Origin of the sequence: Kocuria salina, from assembly GCF_013368965.1 — a bacterium.
GTDB classification, from domain to species: domain Bacteria; phylum Actinomycetota; class Actinomycetes; order Actinomycetales; family Micrococcaceae; genus Kocuria; species Kocuria rosea.
Genome location: NZ_SSSF01000006.1, coordinates 174,367 through 190,195 on the forward strand (window position 1 = coordinate 174,367; position 15,829 = coordinate 190,195).

Consider the following 15,829-nt stretch of genomic DNA (forward strand, 5'->3'; position numbering starts at 1 on the left):
CCCTCCCCCAGGAGCTCCCATGAGCCAGTACCGCACTCCCACGGCCTACGTGCTCGGCGTCCTCGTCCTGCTCGCCGTCATCGTGCTCACGACCCCGAACGGCGGGACCCACGCCCGCTGGTCCGCCACCGCCCTCGCCGAGGTGCCCACCATGACCACGGGCCGGATCGGCTTCGAGATCGCCGCGGTCGAGGGCGCCGGAGGCGCCGCGACCCTGACCAGCACGTCCGGCTTCGACGTCCGGTACCGGCCGGTGCAGGTCTCCCTGGTGGACTCCGCCGGGCGGTCCGTGGCCGCGCCGGCGGGCATGCGCTTCGCGTACCGCACCGGCGCGGCCTGCGACGACGGCGCGGCGCCGGCCGAGTGGACCGCCACCGCACCCGGAGGATCCGCCCCGGCCCGCGTCGACGGCGGGACGCGGGCGTCCCTGGAGCACGACCGGCCTGCCGGGCTGTGCCTGACCGTCTCGACCGAGGCCGTTCCGGTCGCCGCGCTGCGTGCGCTGAACGAGCAGGAACTGCGGGTCGTGACGCAGGTGGAGGCCGCCTCGCTCGAGGAGGGCGCCTGGCCCGCGACCCGCCCGTGGACAGTGCCGCTCGTCCTGAAGATGCCGGCCGAGGAGCAGCCGACGACCGCTCCTCCCCGCCCGGCGGCGGGACAGTGCAGCGTTGACGGGCCAGCCGCGCTGCTCCGGTGGACCTGGTCCGGTGGCGCCGATGCTCCGGCCGTCACCGCATGGGAGATCTGGATGCGCCCGCTGGGCACCACGGCGGCGCCCACTCGGGTGAAGACCGTCTCGGGCGGAGCGGCACGGACGGTTCATGTGGCCGTCTCCGAGCTGCCGGCCTCATCGGACAACCGGCCCAGCCAGGACTACGAGACCCTCGTGCGGGCAGTGTTCGCCACGGGGCCCGCGTCCCACGCGGACAGCGCCTACGCGTGGAAGCTCAAGACGCCCGGCGGAAGCGGCAAGATGAACTGTGAAGGACTCCCGTCATGACCACCGTGCTCCGCAAGACCCTCCACCCGCTGCTCGTGCTCGCCCTGGCCGCGGTGGCCGCGCTGCTGCTCGCCGTCGTCGTCCTCCCGCTCGCGCTCGGCTGGGTGCCCCTGACGGTGCTCTCCGGCTCGATGGAGCCGACCGTCCCGACCGGCAGCCAGGTCGTGGTCGCCCCGCTCGAGGGCGAGGACGACGCCGCGGGACTGAGCACCGGGGACGTCGTGACGTTCATGCCCCGTCCGGACGACCCGACCCTCGTGACCCACCGGATCGTGGGCGTCGCGGTGGACGGCGAAGGGCGGCGCAGCTTCACGACGCAGGGCGACGCCAACGCCGCCCCGGACGCGGAGCCGGTCACCGCCACCCAGCTGCGCGGCCTGGTGAAGTACCACGTGCCCTGGGCCGGCTACGCCGCCACCCTCCTGGACGCGGAGCAGAAGCGCAGCGGGATCGTGCTGGTCGCCGCGGCGCTGTTCGGCTACGCGCTGTGGCAGCTCGTGGGCGCCGTCCGGGACCGCGCCCGGCCCACGGACGAGAGCACGGACGAGAGCACGGACGCGGACAGGGACGCGGAGCGGGACCACGGCACCGGCGGTGTGGCGGAGCAGTTCCCGGCCGGGGAGCAGACGTCCCCGGCGGAGGCCCCGACGGAGGCGCTGGCGCTGGTGCCCGCCGCCGCCGGCCGCTGAGCGGCGCAGCGCTCGCCCGGGGGCCGGGGCGGCCTGCCGGACCGTCGACGCCGGGCGAGCCGCCGTTGCCGGTCCCCGGCGGCGGGGCCATGATGGGGACCATGACCGAGACCCCGCTCACGCACGTCGACGAGAACTGGCAGCGCGCCCTGGTGGTGGTGGCGCACCCGGACGACATGGAGTTCGGCGCCGCCGCGGCCGTGGCCCGCTGGACCGGACAGGGCAAGGACGTGGTGTACTGCCTCGTCACCAGCGGCGAGGCCGGCATCGACGGCCTCGAGCCGCAGCAGTGCGGTCCGCTGCGGGAGGCGGAGCAGCGGGAGTCCTGCCGGGTCGTGGGCGTGGAGCAGGTGGAGTTCCTGCACCTGCCGGACGGGGTGCTCGAGTACGGGGTGGCGCTGCGGCGCCGGATCGCGGAGGTGGTCCGCCGGCACCGCCCGGACGTGGTCATCACCAACAACTTCCGCGACACCTGGGACGGCGCCACCAACCTGAACCAGGCCGACCACATCGCCACGGGCCGGGCCACCCTGGACGCCGTGCGGGACGCCGGCAACCGGTGGGTCTTCCCGGAGCAGGTCGAGGCGGGCCTGCAGCCGTGGCCCGACGTGCTGGCGGTATGGGCGGCGGCCTCGCCCGACTCCCGGCACGCGGCGGACGTCACGGAGACCTTCGACGCCGGCGTGGAGTCCCTGCGCGCGCACGGCGCCTACCTCGAGGGCCTGGGCTGGACCGACTTCGACCCGGACGCCTTCCTGCGGGGCAACGCCGCCGCCGTGGGCGAGCGGCTCGGGGTGCCGCTCGCGAGCTCCTTCGAGGTGCTCCCCCTGCGGTGGGGCGGCACGGAGGACTGAGCCCGGCTCCGCCGGCGCGGAGCGCTCAGGCCGGCTCGGGCTCCCGGAGGACCAGGAGCACCAGCAGCACGGCGAGGACCACGAGGGCCGCCACGAAGCCGACGGCCCCGGCCCAGCCGGTGACCGTGTAGAAGACCCCGCCGGCCGTGCCCAGCACGGACGAGCCCGCGTAGTAGAAGAGCGTGTAGAGGGACGAGGCCTGCGCCTTGCCGGTGCGGGAGCGCACCGGGACCCACCCGGACGCCACGGCGTGCGCGGCGAAGAAGCCCGCGGTGAACAGCAGCAGCCCCACGACGATCACGGGGATCGACGGGACCAGCGTGGCCAGCAGCCCGGCGAGCATCACGGTCCCGCTGCTCGCGAGGACCACCCGGCGCCCGTGGGCCGCCGCGATCCGGCCGGCCGTCCCGGAGGACCAGGTGCCCGAGAGGTAGGCGAGGAACAGGAGGCTCACCACGGTCTGGGACACCCCGAACGGCTCCTCGCCGAGGTGGAAGCCCAGGTAGTTGTAGATCGCCACGAACCCGCCCATGAGCAGAAAGCCCTGCAGGTAGAGCACCAGCAGACCGCGGTCCGCCAGATTCGCCCCCAGCCGCCCGAGCAGCCCGGCCGGCCCGGTGAGCCGGACGGTCTGGCGCACGAACCCGCGCTGGCGCGGGGCGATGAGGACGAAGACCACGGCGGCGAGCGCGGCGAGCACGCTCACGGTGATCGTGCCGGTCCGCCAGCCGAACGCGTCGCCCACGGGTGCGGCGATGATGCGCCCGGCAAGGCCGCCCAGGCTGGTGCCCGCCACGTAGGTGCCGGCGGCCACGGCGGCGTGCCGGCGGTCGAGCTCCTCCGCGAGGTAGGCCATGGCCACGGCGGGGATCCCGCCCAGGGCGATGCCCTCCGCGAAGCGCAGCGCCACCACGGCCTCGAAGCTCGGCGCCAGGGGCATGACGAGCCCCAGGACCGTGGCGGAGACGACCGCCATGACCATGGTCCGCAGCCGGCCCCACCGGTCGGAGACCACGGACCACGGCAGGACGCCCACGGCGAGGCCGAAGGTCGCGGCGGAGACGCCCAGGGAGGCCCGCGCGGCGTCGATCCCGAGGTCCGCGGCCAGGAGGGGCAGCACGCCCTGCACGGAGTAGAGCTGGGCGAACGTCGCCACGCCGGCGCACAGCAGCGCCAGCAGCACCCGGCGGTAGCCCCGGCTGCCGCGGTCGTAGCCGGTCCAGCCGCCGGGCTCAGCCACGACCGGCCCCGCGGTTCTCCCGGGCCCCGGCCCGCAGCCCGGTGACCACCCACAGGCCCAGGAGCAGGAACAGGGCGAGATAGGGCAGCGCGGCCACGACGTCGATCGCCGGCCCGGGGACCCCCACCGGCCTCAGCCACGCGTCCCAGCGGATCGGCCCGACGTACAGGCCCACCAGCGCGACCCCGCCCAGCACCAGGGCGAGCCGGCGCGGACCGTCCCGGAGGAACGCCGGCCACGCCTCGACCCACAGCGCCGTGCACACGAGCCCCCACCACACGTGGTGGTGGGACCAGGTGACCGGGGACAGGTAGAGCATGAGGAGGGCGTTGACCGCCACCACGGAGAGGATCATCCCCCGGGCGGCGAGGACCCGGATCAGCAGGGCGACGCCCACGACCGCGGCGAGGAGCAGGACCCCGCGCAGCAGGGGCTCCGGCCCCCCGGGGACGCCGAGGTGGAGGAGCACCCCCTGCAGCGAGGTGTTGTCGACGTACGCGGTGTCGCCGACGCGCTCGTCGCTGAGCACGGCCTCGGTCCAGAACACGACCGCGTCCCGCGGCAGCGCCAGGAACCCGATCAGCACGGTCGCGGCGAAGGTGAGGCCCATCGTGAGGATCGGCCGCAGCTGTCCGCGCACGAGGAACACCAGCCCGAACGCGAGGGGGGTCAGCTTGATGCCGGCGGCCAGGCCGATCCAGAACCCGCGCGGGATCCGGCCCAGCAGGGTGTCGTCGCGGGTGCGCAGCAGGTCGTAGAGCACCAGGGCCATGAGCAGCGCGTTGATCTGCCCGAGACCCACGTTGCGCATCCACGGCCCCGACCACAGCAGCACGGCGGTGCCGGCGGCCACGGCGGTGGCGGGGCCCAGCAGGGCCTGCAGGGGCAGCGGCCGGCCGCGGGCGGCCGCCCGGCGCAGGAGCACGGCCGAGAGGACCGCGGCGACGCCCATCGAGGCGAGACCCAGGGCGAGCTCGGTGAGCCGTTCGGGGAGGAAGGCGAGCGGCACGAACAGCAGCGCCGCGAACGGGGGGTAGGTGAACGGCAGCCCGCCGTCGCCGTCCGGGCTGAGCCCGGGGCCGTAGAGCTCGTCGTCGAAGCCGTGCCGGTCCACCAAGGCCATCCCGCCGAGCCGGTAGACGTCCAGGTCGATGCTGCTGTCGAGGACCAGCCACACGGACCGCACCAGCACGCCCGCCAGCAGCAGCCACACCAGGCCGGTCAGCGCCGTCGAGCGTCCGGTGCGGGACGCGACGGCGGCGGACGGAACGCTCACCAGGGCCTCAGTTCTCGGGTCGGTGCGTGCCGGAGCGGACGCAGGCGGAGGTTGCGGCCCCCACTCTAAGCCCGCCCGGCCCCGTCTCCCGTCCCGGTCGGCCCGGGGCCAGGACCGACCGCCCGGGAACACGGCATGATGGACCCTGACACGTCGGAGACACCGCGACGGCACGGACCCCGGGCACCGGGACCGCGTGCCTGCCGCGAGCACCGGAGGAGAACCATGACGGAGCACCAGACGGGCGGCCCGGCGGGGGCGTCCCCGCACGAGCTGCTGCTCGAGAGCGAGGACATCGCGTCCTTCCTCGACGCCCTCTCGGGCCGCATCGCCCAGGCCCTGTCCACCGACGGGGACGAGGTGTGGTGCGCGGTCACCCTGCTCCGGCCGAAGCGGTCCTCCACCGTGGCCTCCTCGAGCCCCGCGGCCGAGGCCCTGGACGAGATCCAGTACCACTACGGCGACGGGCCGTGCCTCACGGCGTCCCGCGAGAACCGGCTGGTCCACGTCCCGGACACCCGTTCCGATCCCCGGTGGCCCGAGTACGGCCGGGCCGCCGCCGCCCACGGCATCCTCTCCGCCCTGGGGGTGCCCCTGGACCTCGCCGGCGAGGCCTCGGCGGCCCTGGACGTCTACGCCGACCGTCCGCACAAGTTCGACCGGGCGACGATCGAGGTCATCCAGCGCGAGGTGGCCTCCGCCTCCAGCGCGCTGCGCCTGGCCGTGCGGATGGAGAAGCACCGGGACGCCGAGGCGGACCTGAAGGCGGCCATGGCCTCGCGCACCACCATCGATCTCGCCGTGGGCATCGTCATGGGCCAGAACCGCTGCACCCAGGAGCAGGCCTTCGACATCCTCCGGTCCGCCTCCAGCCACCGCAACGTCAAGCTGCGCGACCTGGCCGCGGAGCTGGTCGCCACCGTCGGACAGGGCCCGGCCACCACCCACTTCGACCGCTGAGCACACCTCCGGCGGGCTCCGCTCCGCTCCCGCGGAGGGACCGTGGCCGCGTGCGGCGCGGGAGCGGCTACCCCTTCCGCCACTCGTCGCTCGTCAGGTGCGAGCCCGCCTGCGGTCCCATCTGCACCATGCCGCCGTCGACGACCCAGGACGCCCCGGTGACGTAGGCGGAGGCCGGGGACGCGAGGAACGCGATGACCGCGGCGACCTCGCGGGCGTCCCCGGGCCGGCCCAGCGGCACGCCGGGACGGTGGGCGGCCCGCGGGTTCTCGTCCTCCTGCCCCGTCATGGGGGTGGCGATCTCCCCCGGGGCCACCGAGTTCGCGGTGATCCCGTGCTCCCCCAGCTCGAGCGCGATGGTCTTCACGAGTCCGCCGAGGCCGTGCTTGGCGGCGTCGTAGGCGCTCGAGCCGACCCGGGGCACGTGCTCGTGGACGCTCGTGACGGCGATCAGCCGCCCGCCCCGTCCGGCGGCCACCAGATGCCGCGCCGCCGCCTGGAGGCACACGAACGCGCCGTCGAGATCGGTGGCGAGCACCTTGCGCCACGTGCCCAGGGACGTCTCCAGGAACGGGACGTTCGCCCCCGTGCCCGAGTTGTGCACGAACACGTCCAGGCCGCCCAGCCGCTGCACGAGGCCATCGACGACGGCGCCGCAGCGCTCCAGCTCCGTGGTGTCCAGCCGCGCCACCACGGCCCGGCGGTCGTAGGACCGGACCTCCTCCGCCGTCCGCTCGGCACCCTCCTCGTCCCGGTGCCAGGTGATCCCCACGTCCATGCCGGCCGCCGCGAGCGCCACGGCGGTCGCACGCCCGATGCCGGAGTCGGAGCCGGTCACCACGGCCGTGCGGGGCTCGAAGTCGGGAGCGTGCTCCATAGTCGTCGCCTTCCCTCCGTGCAGAGCGCGGACCGCCGTGCGGGACGGCCCGGGGGCACCAGCCTATTCCCGGCGGTGACGCGGCGCACACCCCCCGGCCGGAGCCGTTGCGGACCGCGACCGAGGAGAGGAAGCTCTTGAGCAAGCTGATGGTCGGAGACGAGGAGAGCGTCATGGCACACCAGGACCCGTCAGGATCGACCGTCCCGGAGGATCCCCGGGAGCGCGGAAAGGACCGGCCGGGCGCCTCCACCCCGCGGGGGCGGCGGCAGGAGGTGGTCGCCGCGGAGAAGCGGGAGTTCGGGGGCGTGAAGTTCGGCTCCGCGTTCTTCGGCTGGATGACCGCCACGGGCATCGCCGTGCTGCTCACCGCCCTGCTCGGTGCGATCGGCGCGGGCGTGGGGGTGGCGACCAGCTCGGACCCGGGCGAGATCGCGGAGCAGGTGGCGCAGGACGCCGGCACCGTGGGCCTCGTCAGCGGCATCGCCCTGGCCCTGGTCCTCTTCGTCGCCTACTTCGCCGGGGGCTACGTGGCCGGGCGGATGGCCCGGTTCGACGGAGCGAAGCAGGGGGTGGCCGTGTGGGTGTGGGCGGTCCTCATCGCGATCGTCCTGGCGGTCCTGGGCGCGGTGGCGGGCGAGCAGTTCAACGTGCTGCGCGAGCTCAACAGCTTCCCCCGCATCCCCATCGGCGAGGGCGCCCTGACCACGGGCGGCATCATCGCCCTGGTGGTCGCCGTCCTGATCCCGCTGCTCGCGGCGGTCCTCGGCGGCCTGGCCGGGATGCGCTTCCACCGGAAGGTGGACCAGGCCGGCATCGACCACCAGTACCGCTCGCACTTCTAGGACCGCTTCCGGGACCGGGGCGGGTCAGAACTCGAGGACGAGCCGCCCCCGCACGCCCCCGGCCTCGAGCCGGCGGTGCGCCTCGGCGGCGTCCGCGGCGGGCAGGACGGCGGCCACGCGCAGGGAGAGCACCCCCTCCTCCACGTACCGGCGCAGCCGGTCCAGCTTCGCGCCCGAGTGGTACTCCTGGGGCACGCTGATCCGGTGCACGGTGATCCCCCGGCCCGGGTCCCCCGTCCAGTGCCGCACGGTCGCGAACCCTCCGCCGTCCCGGACGGCAGGGGCCGCCTTCTCGCTCAGCACGGCGGCGTCCACGAGGGCGTCGACCCCGTCGGGGAAGAACTCCCGGATCCGCTCGGCGACGTCGTCCCCGCGCGCCACCACGTGGTCGGCGCCGAGACTGTCGACGAGCTCCAGATCCTGCTCCGCGGCGTCCGCGATCACGGTGAGGCCCTCGTGCTTGGCGAGCTCCACCACGTAGTTGCCGAGGGTCCCGGCGGCCCCGGTGACGGCCAGGGTCTGCTCGGGCTGGAGGTCCAGCACCTCGAGGACCTGCAGGGCCGTGAGCCCGTTCATGGGCAGCGTGGCGGCCGTGGCGAAGTCCGTGTCCGCCGGGAGGCGGGCGATCGAGTCGTCGGGGGCGACCAGGAGCTCCGCGTAGGCGCCCCCGTGCTCCCCGCGCGGCAGGGCGATGGCCATGACCGCGTCCCCCACCCGCCAGGCGCTGCCCTCCCCCACCTCGTCGACGACCCCGGCCGCGTCCATCCCCGGCACGTACGGCGGCCGCAGGTGCTCCACGGGCTGACCGCCCGCGCGCAGCAGGGTGTCCGTGGGGCTGACGGCGGCCGCCCTGACCCGGATCCGCACCTCTCCGGGGCCGGGGTGGGGGTCCGGCACCTCGTGGACGGCGAGGACCTCGGGCCCTCCGAACGTCTCGACTCCGATGACTCGCATGCCCGTTCCAACCCCGGGGCGCCCGCACCCATTCCGGCTCCGCACCGATGCCGTTCCGATGCCGTTCCGATGCCGTCCTGACATGCGGGCGAGGATCCCGTCACACCGTTGCGGCCCCGCCGGTCCGGGGCCATGCTGAGGGCGGGTCCCGCCGCACCACGAAGGGGAGCACCATGGCACCGACAGACTTCATCACCCTTCCCGTCTCGGACCTGGAGCGATCGAAACGGTTCTACTCCTGTCTCGGCTGGCGGCTGCACCCCGCGTTCGAGGGCACCGGCGCCGGGACCGTCGAGATCCGCGAGGACGAGCACGTCATGGTCCTGAGCGAGGACCGCCACCTGCGCCTGGTGGGGCCCGGGACCCCCGGCACCCCGGCCGACGCCTCCGTGGTCAACGCGCTCAGCGTCGACTCCCCGGACGAGATCGACGTCATCGTCGACCGCGCCGTCCGCGCCGGCGGGACCGAGGGCGACGCCCAGGACTACGGCTTCCTGCGCTCGCGCTGCTTCCGGGACCCCGACGGCCACCAGTGGGAGATCCTGTGGGTCGATCCCGCGGCGGCCTCCGTCCGCGCCGCCCGCCGGCGGTGACCGCGGGCACGGCGGAGCCCGGTCACCACGGGTGACCGGGCTCCGTCCCGTCTCGGCGGCTCAGGTGCTCACTTCTCGGAGACGGCCGCCGCGAGCCGCTCGAGGGAGTGCTCCAGGGCGCCCTCCTCGAAGAGCGGGAAGGACACGGCCTTCTTGGCCTCCGGGGTCGCGTGCTCCCACGAGTAGGTCTCGGTGACCAGCGTGGCGCCGGGGCCCTGGGGCTCGAGCTCCCAGATCCACTCCCAGCCCTCCAGCTCGGCGCCCTGCGGCTTGGGCTTCCAGGCGAGGAGCTTGTTCTCGTCGTAGCCGGAGACGGTGTTCTCCATGACGTAGTCGCCGCCCATGTGCTCGCCGTTCATGTTCATCACGAACACCTGGCCGACCTTCTGGATGCGCTGGTCGTCGCCGGAGACGACCGTGCCGGAGCCGTCGATCTGCCGGTGGCGCGAGGGCAGGCTGAGGACGTCGAAGATGGCGTCGGCGGGGGCGTCGATGACGCGGCTGGCGGACAGGCTGTTCTCGGACACGGGTGGTTCCTCTCGTCGGCAACGGTACGGCCCCACCGTAGGCAGACGGGGCCGGTCCCTGGCCAGGGCTGTCCGCTCCCCGCGTAGCCGGGTCCGGCCCGTGCGCTCAGCCCTGCCCCGCGCCGAGGCTCTGCGGCTCCCCCGCCAGCGCCCGCAGATAGCCGGCGAAGCCCCGGTCGACCCGGCCGGTGCTCCGGCCCGAGGTCAGCACCCGCACCCGGTCCGTGGCGAGCACCCGGTGCCCGCGCGCCCGCGCCGCCTCCGCCAGCCCGACGTCCTCGCCGTGCGGCAGGGCCGGGAAGCCCCCGCACGCGGCGTACACGTCGGCGCGCACGCCCAGGTTCGCCGCGTGCACGTGGGGGTGCCCCTCCTCCAGCCGGTGCCGGGCGTGCCAGCGCGCCAGGAGACCCGCGGCCAGGTCCCCGGGGTCGGGCTCCACGGTGCCCAGGAGCAGCTCCGCCCCGCGCCCGGCGGCGTCCAGGTGGCCGGTGAGCCAGTGCGCGGGCACCGCGCTGTCGGCGTCGGTCGACACGATCCAGGTGCGCGCCCCGGCGGCTCCCGCGGCGGCCACCGCGGCGGCCCGGGCCGCCCCCGCGGTGCCCCAGGACCCGGCGACGACGTCCACCCCCGCCGCCGCCGCGATCCGGGCGCTGCCGTCGGTGCAGCGGTCCAGGGCCACGACGACGTCCACCTGCACCGGGGGCCGGGCCGCCCGCGCCCGGGCGGCGGCGTGCTGCACCGTGGCCAGGCACCGGCCGAGCAGCCGCTCCTCGTTCCGGACCGGCACCACCACGACCACCCGCTCCACCCCGGTCAGCACGTGCCCGCGCCGGCGGTCCGCGGCCCCACGGGCTCGAAGACCTCCAGCAGGAAGTCGCGCTCCGTGTGGCGCAGCAGGGGCCCGAAGCGGGCGTCCGCGTGCACGGCGGCGTGCACGTCGGCCCCGTCGAGGGGCCAGCCCTCGATCGGGTGGCGCCAGTGGCACAGCAGGAGGTGGCCGTCCGGCTCGAGGGACCCGGCCACGCGGTCGAGGAGCCCGCCCAGCTGCGCGGCGTCGAGGAAGTAGCCGGTCTCGGAGACCACCACGAGGTCGAACCGCCCGGGCGGCCACTGCCCGGGCAGCCTGCGCTGCTCCACCTGCACGCCGGGGAGCTCCGCCAGCCGCTGCTGGGCGCGCTCGACCGCCACCCCGCTCGCGTCCACGGCCAGCACGGACTCCGCCCGGTCCGCGAGCTCGGCGGTGAGGGCGCCGAGGGAGCACCCCGCCTCCAGGACCCGGCGGTACCGGGGGCGCGGCAGCGCGGCGAGGGTCACGGCGCGCTTGCGCCGCTCGTACCAGGATGAGTCGACGTCCCAGGGGTCCTCGGCGCCGCGGTGGACGTCGTCGAACACGGCGGCGGCGTCCGGGGCCTGCCCTGCGGGCGGGAGCACGAAGAAGTGCTCGGCCGGGCGGCGGAACCGGGCCAGCACGTGGGGGCCCAGGAGGGCCTCGTCGCCCGGGGCCGGGGACAGCGGCAGGACCTGCGAGGCGTGCGCGGCCAGGGCCTGCTCCTTGGCCGCGCACGCGGGGGCGTCCAGGGCGAGGACCCGGATCCCGTGCGGGGGCAGGTCCTCGGGCCCGCCCCAGTGCCACAGCCAGACGGGGTACTCGAGACACTCGACGCCGTGGACGGAGGCGGCCGCCCGGGCGGCCCGGCCCAGCACCTCGTGGTCGACGTGCCCGTCGTCGCCCCACGGGGCGGCCAGCACGCCACGCCGCCCCGCGGCGGCCCACGCCGCGGCCTCGGCCACGGGGGCGCGCAGCGCCTCCCCCGCCGATGCCAGGGCCCCGTCGGGCAGCCCCAGGAGCTCGGGGACCACGCCGTCGGCGAGCCGGTCCGTGGCGGCGGCGGCCTCGGCCCGGCGCACCCGGGCGAGGTCGGCGGGGGTCCGGGTCGGCGAGCGCGGGTGCGACTGCTCGCCCAGGGTCGCCACGACCACCCGCACCCGGGCGCCTGCCCGGGCCGCGAGGGAGATCAGGCCGCCCGCGCCGAGGCTCTCGTCGTCCGGGTGGGCGGCGAGGACCACGAGGCGGTCGATCCCGTCGAGCTCGAGCGGGCGCGCGGCGTGCAGGCGCGGCGCCCGCGCCCACACCGCCTCGGGGGTGCCGGGGTCCCGGTGGTCGAACGTCACCACGGGCGGTCCCCCGCCGCGCCCTCGAGCAGGGCCCGGCCCAGTGCCGCGGCGTCCCGCTGCGCGTGCTCCTGCCGGACGTACACCTGCAGGGCGCTCACCCGGCGGACGTGCTCGGGCGCGCCGGTGAGCGGGCCCGGCCCGGTGGCGGCCGAGACCTCCGCGGTCACGGCCTCCGCCGTCCGGGCGACGACGCGGCGGGTGCGCAGGGCCAGGACCGCGCCGCGCTCCCCGCCGGCCCGGCCGGCGTCGACCTGCTCCGCCGCCGAGCGCAGGGCCGTGCGGGCGGAGTGCAGGAGGGTGTCGACAACGCCGAGCGCCGCGTGGCCCACCTGGTCCAGCGGCCGCACGTCCGGGGCCCAGCGCCGCACGGCGTCTCCCCACAGGACGTCGGCCACCCCGGCCGCGCCGCCGTACCAGCACGCGGCCACGCCGATCCCGCCCCAGGCGAAGCCGGGGCGCTCCAGGTACCACCCGTCCTCGCCGACCGGCACGGCCGGCACCGCCGTGCACCGCACGGCGCCGGTCGGCACGTCCCGCAGCCCGGCCGGCCGCCAGTCCTCGGTGCTCCCGGGGACGACCCCGGGGTGGGCGAGGTCCACGGCGAAGGCCCGGCGGCGGCCTCCGCCGGTGCTCGCGGTGACCACGGCCCGGTCGAGGTGCGCGGCGAGCGAGCACCACGCCTTGGTGCCCGTGAGCTCCCACCCGCCGGTCCCGTGGCGGGCCACGAGCTCGTGACCGGGGGCCTCGGCGGCCCAGACGCCCCAGGCGGCGGGCGGACCGGCGAGCTCCTCGAGTCCCGCCTGGTGCAGGATCGCGAGGGCGTCCAGGTGCGGCTCGACCACGCGGGCGAGGGACAGGTCGAGCCGGGCGAGCTCGGCGAGCCGCCGCCACAGCTGTCCGGTGCGGCCGGCGCCGGGCAGGGGGAGCTCCTCGCCGAGCGCCCGGGCCACGCCCAGGGCCCGGTCCAGGGCGCCCGGGGTGCCGGCGCGCAGGGCCGCCGCGGCCTCCTCGGCGCGTCCGGGGCCGGCGGCGGGTCGGGGGTGCGGCGGGGGCATGCGGTGTCCATCGGTCGGCGGCAGGGAGACGATCAGCCTACGTCCTGCCCGCCGGGCCCGCTCGCGCCCCTCCGCAGCGCTCCGGCGAGGACCCGCGAGCGGGCCTCGGCGGACCGGGTCAGTAGGCCTGCTGGGACGGGTCCACCTGCTCGATCCACGCCAGCACCCCGCCCTCGAGGTGCGCGACGTCGGTGCGGCCCGCGGCGCGCAGGAGGTGCAGGGCCCGTTCGGAGCGCGCCCCGGCCTTGCAGTGCAGCAGCACCCGGCGGCCCGGGGCGATCCGGGCGAGGGCCTCCCCGGACTCGAACTGGTCCAGCGGGAGCAGCCGTGCCCCGGGGATCGCCGCGAGCCGGGCCTCGTAGGGCTCCCGGACGTCGACGAGCTCGAAGTCCGCGGCGCCGCGCTCCCGTGCCGCCAGCAGCTCCGCGAGCTCGGGGGCCGTCACGGTGGGGACGCCTCCCGGCTGCGGGCCGGGCGCCGGGCGGGCGGGGGCGCTGTCGCCGGCCGACGCCAGGGTGGTCACGGGCGCGCGGCCCGGCGTGGGCACCAGCGGGATCTCCCACCAGCGCGCCGAGAGGGCGTCGTAGGTGGCGACCCGGCCGAGCATCGTGGTGCCGATCCCGGTGACCAGCTTGACGGCCTCGACCGCCATGGCGGTGCCCAGCAGTCCCGGCAGCACGCCGAGCACCCCGGCCTCGGCGCAGCTGGGCACCGTGCCCGGCGCCGGGGGCACGGGGTAGAGGTCGCGGTAGGTGGGCCCGTGCGCGCCCCAGAACACCGAGTACTGGCCGTCGAAGCGCAGGATCGAGCCCCACACGTGCGGGACACCGGCCAGCTCGCACGCGTCGGAGACGAGGTAGCGGGTCTCGAAGTTGTCCGTGCCGTCCAGGACGAGGTCGTACCCGGCGAGGACCTCCTCCGCACTCTCCGCGGTGAGCCGCTCGCGGTGCTCCACGACGCGCACCAGCGGGTTGAGGTCGGCGATCCGCGCGGCGGCCGAGGCGGTCTTGGGCGCCCCGAGGGTCCCCTCGCCGTGGATCACCTGGCGCTGCAGGTTGGAGGCGTCCACGTCGTCGTCGTCGACGACACCGAGGGTCCCGACGCCCGCGGCGGCGAGGTAGAGCAGGGCCGGGGAGCCGAGGCCGCCCGCGCCCACGCACAGCACCCGGGCGTTCTTGAGCCGCCGCTGGCCCTCCTCGCCGATCTCGGGGACGGTCAGGTGGCGGGCGTAGCGGCGCAGCTCGGCGTCGGTGAGCTCCGCGGCTGGCTCGACGAGCGGGGAGAGGTCCACGGCGCTCAGGCGTCCAGTCCGACCCACTCGGTGGAGCCGTCCGCGAACCGCTGCTCCTTCCAGATGGGCACCTCGGTCTTGATCCGGTCCACGAGCGCGTCGCAGGCGGCGAAGGCGAGCTTGCGGTGGGCGGCGGCCACGGCGGCCTCCAGGGCGGAGTCCCCCACGCGCAGGTGGCCGACCCGGTGGGCGGCCCAGATCCGCACCCCGGGGAACTCCTCGGCGACCCGGCGGGCCACGTCCTGGACGGCCCGGTCCGCGCCGGGGTGGCAGGTGTAGTCGAGGCTGGTGACGGGGCGGCCGCCGTCGTGGTCGCGGATGACACCGCTGAAGGAGACCACGGCGCCGGTGCGCTCGTCCTGCACGGCCTCGACGGCCCGGGCGTGGTCCAGGGGCTCCTCGGTGACGAAGGCGCCGACCACGGCGGTCTCCGCCTGGATCGGTCCGGGTGTGCTCATCGGTCGGTCTCCTCGTGCGGTCGGGGGTCGTGGCGGGGGCCGTCGTGCCCGCGGTCGCGGTGGCCCTCGAGCTGGTCGCAGACGTGGTCGAGGATCGGCTCGAGGACCTTCAGCCCGTCCCAGACCCCGCCGGTGGAGCCGGGGAGGTTGACCACGAAGGTGGCGCCGCTGACCCCGGCGTGCCCGCGGCTGAGCACCGCCAGGGGGGTGGTCCTCCGGCCCTCCGCCCACAGTGCCTCCATGATGCCGGGCAGCTCGCGGTCGAGGAAGGGCCGGGTCATCTCGGGGGTGAGGTCGTCCGGGCCGAGGCCGGTCCCGCCGCTGGTGACGACCACCCGGGGGCGGTCCGCGGGGGCCCGGGTCACGAGCAGCCGCTCCAGCTCGGCGCGCACGTCCTCGCCGTCGGCCACCACGAACGGACCTTCGACCTCGAAGCCGTGGGAGCCGAACCAGTCGGCGGCGATCCGCCCGCTCCGGTCCTGGTAGACCCCGGCGGCGGCGCGGGTGGAGGCGACGATGACGGCGGCGCTCCTCATGCGGCGTCCCCGTCGGTCCGCGCCCAGTCCCCGGACTTGCCGCCGGACTTCGCGAGCACCCTGACCCGGTCGATCTCGGCCAGCTTGTCCACGGCCTTGATCATGTCGTAGAGGGTCAGGGCGGCCACCGAGGCCGCGGTCAGCGCCTCCATCTCCACGCCGGTCACCCCGCGCGTGCGCACCGTCGCGGTGATCCGCACGCCGTCCGCCAGCCGCTCGAAGTCCACGGTCACCTTGCTGATCGGCAGCGGGTGGCACAGCGGGACGAGCTCCGGGGTCCGCTTGGCCGCCATGATGCCGGCCACCCGGGCCACCGGCAGGGCGTCCCCCTTGGGGAGGTCCGCGGCGAAGACCTGCTCGACGACGTCGGGGCGGGTGCGCAGCGTGGCCGTCGCGGTGGCCTCGCGGGTGGTCACGGCCTTGTCGGAGACGTCCACCATGTGCGCGGACCCGTCCGCCCGGACGTGCGTGAGGCTCTGCTGCTGCTCGGTCATGTCGG

At 76.0% G+C, this 15,829-nt stretch carries 18 protein-coding genes; 6 read left to right on the forward strand and 12 right to left on the reverse strand.

The window, feature by feature from the left end; genetic code table 11:
* The first annotated feature begins 19 nt into the window (after window positions 1-19).
* The 3 genes from E7Z53_RS13185 to E7Z53_RS13195 all read left to right on the forward strand — a co-directional run bounded on the left by E7Z53_RS13185 (window position 20) and on the right by E7Z53_RS13195 (window position 2,543).
* On the forward strand, window positions 20-1,000 hold the full coding sequence (locus E7Z53_RS13185; RefSeq protein WP_017832106.1) for a hypothetical protein: 981 nt from the start codon (window positions 20-22) through the stop codon (window positions 998-1,000).
* Window positions 997-1,689, forward strand: coding sequence for a signal peptidase I (locus E7Z53_RS13190; RefSeq protein ID WP_052132859.1), 693 nt, complete (start codon window positions 997-999; stop codon window positions 1,687-1,689). The genes E7Z53_RS13185 and E7Z53_RS13190 overlap by 4 nt, the downstream gene beginning before the upstream one ends.
* 101 nt (window positions 1,690-1,790) lie before the next feature.
* Complete coding sequence (locus E7Z53_RS13195) at window positions 1,791-2,543, forward strand: PIG-L deacetylase family protein (RefSeq protein WP_017832108.1); 753 nt, start codon at window positions 1,791-1,793, stop codon at window positions 2,541-2,543.
* Window positions 2,544-2,568: 25 nt separating this feature from the next.
* Here the strand turns inward: E7Z53_RS13195 and E7Z53_RS13200 are convergent, their stop codons facing one another.
* Complete coding sequence (locus E7Z53_RS13200) at window positions 2,569-3,783, reverse strand: MFS transporter (protein ID WP_017832109.1); 1,215 nt, start codon at window positions 3,781-3,783, stop codon at window positions 2,569-2,571.
* A complete protein-coding gene (locus E7Z53_RS13205; RefSeq protein ID WP_176337942.1) occupies window positions 3,776-5,059 on the reverse strand; it encodes a glycosyltransferase 87 family protein in 1,284 nt (427 codons plus the stop codon). The genes E7Z53_RS13200 and E7Z53_RS13205 overlap by 8 nt, the downstream gene beginning before the upstream one ends.
* Window positions 5,060-5,284: 225 nt before the next feature.
* Here E7Z53_RS13205 and E7Z53_RS13210 point away from each other — a divergent pair, with 225 nt between their 5' ends.
* Complete coding sequence (locus E7Z53_RS13210; RefSeq protein WP_017832111.1) at window positions 5,285-6,019, forward strand: GAF and ANTAR domain-containing protein; 735 nt, start codon at window positions 5,285-5,287, stop codon at window positions 6,017-6,019.
* Window positions 6,020-6,086: 67 nt separating this feature from the next.
* On the opposite strand, the gene E7Z53_RS13215 is transcribed toward E7Z53_RS13210, so the two are convergent.
* On the reverse strand, window positions 6,087-6,896 hold the full coding sequence (locus tag E7Z53_RS13215; protein ID WP_109222255.1) for an SDR family oxidoreductase: 810 nt from the start codon (window positions 6,894-6,896) through the stop codon (window positions 6,087-6,089).
* Window positions 6,897-7,069: 173 nt separating this feature from the next.
* Between E7Z53_RS13215 and E7Z53_RS13220 the strand changes: the two genes are divergently transcribed.
* Window positions 7,070-7,741 carry a hypothetical protein gene (locus E7Z53_RS13220; RefSeq protein ID WP_241482847.1) on the forward strand — a complete coding sequence of 224 codons (672 nt, stop codon included), beginning with the start codon at window positions 7,070-7,072 and terminating at the stop codon, window positions 7,739-7,741.
* A gap of 24 nt (window positions 7,742-7,765) precedes the next feature.
* Here the strand turns inward: E7Z53_RS13220 and E7Z53_RS13225 are convergent, their stop codons facing one another.
* Window positions 7,766-8,695: an NADP-dependent oxidoreductase gene (locus E7Z53_RS13225; protein ID WP_017832114.1), complete on the reverse strand. Its 930-nt coding sequence runs from the start codon at window positions 8,693-8,695 to the stop codon at window positions 7,766-7,768.
* Between the two features lie 173 nt (window positions 8,696-8,868).
* Here E7Z53_RS13225 and E7Z53_RS13230 point away from each other — a divergent pair, with 173 nt between their 5' ends.
* The gene (locus E7Z53_RS13230) at window positions 8,869-9,288 is read left to right on the forward strand and encodes a VOC family protein (RefSeq protein ID WP_035925887.1); all 420 of its coding nucleotides are present in this window, start codon (window positions 8,869-8,871) and stop codon (window positions 9,286-9,288) included.
* A 68-nt stretch (window positions 9,289-9,356) separates the two neighbouring features.
* Here the strand turns inward: E7Z53_RS13230 and E7Z53_RS13235 are convergent, their stop codons facing one another.
* From E7Z53_RS13235 to moaC, 8 genes are all read right to left on the reverse strand, one after another.
* On the reverse strand, window positions 9,357-9,815 hold the full coding sequence (locus E7Z53_RS13235) for an SRPBCC family protein (RefSeq protein ID WP_017832116.1): 459 nt from the start codon (window positions 9,813-9,815) through the stop codon (window positions 9,357-9,359).
* Between the two features lie 106 nt (window positions 9,816-9,921).
* On the reverse strand, window positions 9,922-10,635 hold the full coding sequence (locus E7Z53_RS13240; RefSeq protein WP_176337943.1) for a glycosyltransferase: 714 nt from the start codon (window positions 10,633-10,635) through the stop codon (window positions 9,922-9,924).
* A complete protein-coding gene (locus E7Z53_RS13245; protein WP_369597988.1) occupies window positions 10,629-11,987 on the reverse strand; it encodes a PIG-L family deacetylase in 1,359 nt (452 codons plus the stop codon). Before E7Z53_RS13245 ends, E7Z53_RS13240 begins: the two co-directional genes overlap by 7 nt.
* Entirely contained in the window at window positions 11,984-13,045 is a 1,062-nt protein-coding gene (locus E7Z53_RS13250; RefSeq protein WP_176337945.1) for an acyl-CoA dehydrogenase, read from the reverse strand. The genes E7Z53_RS13245 and E7Z53_RS13250 overlap by 4 nt, the downstream gene beginning before the upstream one ends.
* A gap of 118 nt (window positions 13,046-13,163) precedes the next feature.
* Window positions 13,164-14,336: a molybdopterin-synthase adenylyltransferase MoeB gene (gene moeB / locus E7Z53_RS13255; RefSeq protein WP_095651030.1), complete on the reverse strand. Its 1,173-nt coding sequence runs from the start codon at window positions 14,334-14,336 to the stop codon at window positions 13,164-13,166.
* Window positions 14,337-14,341: 5 nt separating this feature from the next.
* Complete coding sequence (locus E7Z53_RS13260) at window positions 14,342-14,794, reverse strand: molybdenum cofactor biosynthesis protein MoaE (protein ID WP_035925876.1); 453 nt, start codon at window positions 14,792-14,794, stop codon at window positions 14,342-14,344.
* A complete protein-coding gene (locus tag E7Z53_RS13265) occupies window positions 14,791-15,330 on the reverse strand; it encodes a MogA/MoaB family molybdenum cofactor biosynthesis protein (protein ID WP_035925874.1) in 540 nt (179 codons plus the stop codon). The genes E7Z53_RS13260 and E7Z53_RS13265 overlap by 4 nt, the downstream gene beginning before the upstream one ends.
* A complete protein-coding gene (gene moaC / locus E7Z53_RS13270; protein WP_017832123.1) occupies window positions 15,327-15,824 on the reverse strand; it encodes a cyclic pyranopterin monophosphate synthase MoaC in 498 nt (165 codons plus the stop codon). The genes E7Z53_RS13265 and moaC overlap by 4 nt, the downstream gene beginning before the upstream one ends.
* Window positions 15,825-15,829 lie beyond the last annotated feature (5 nt).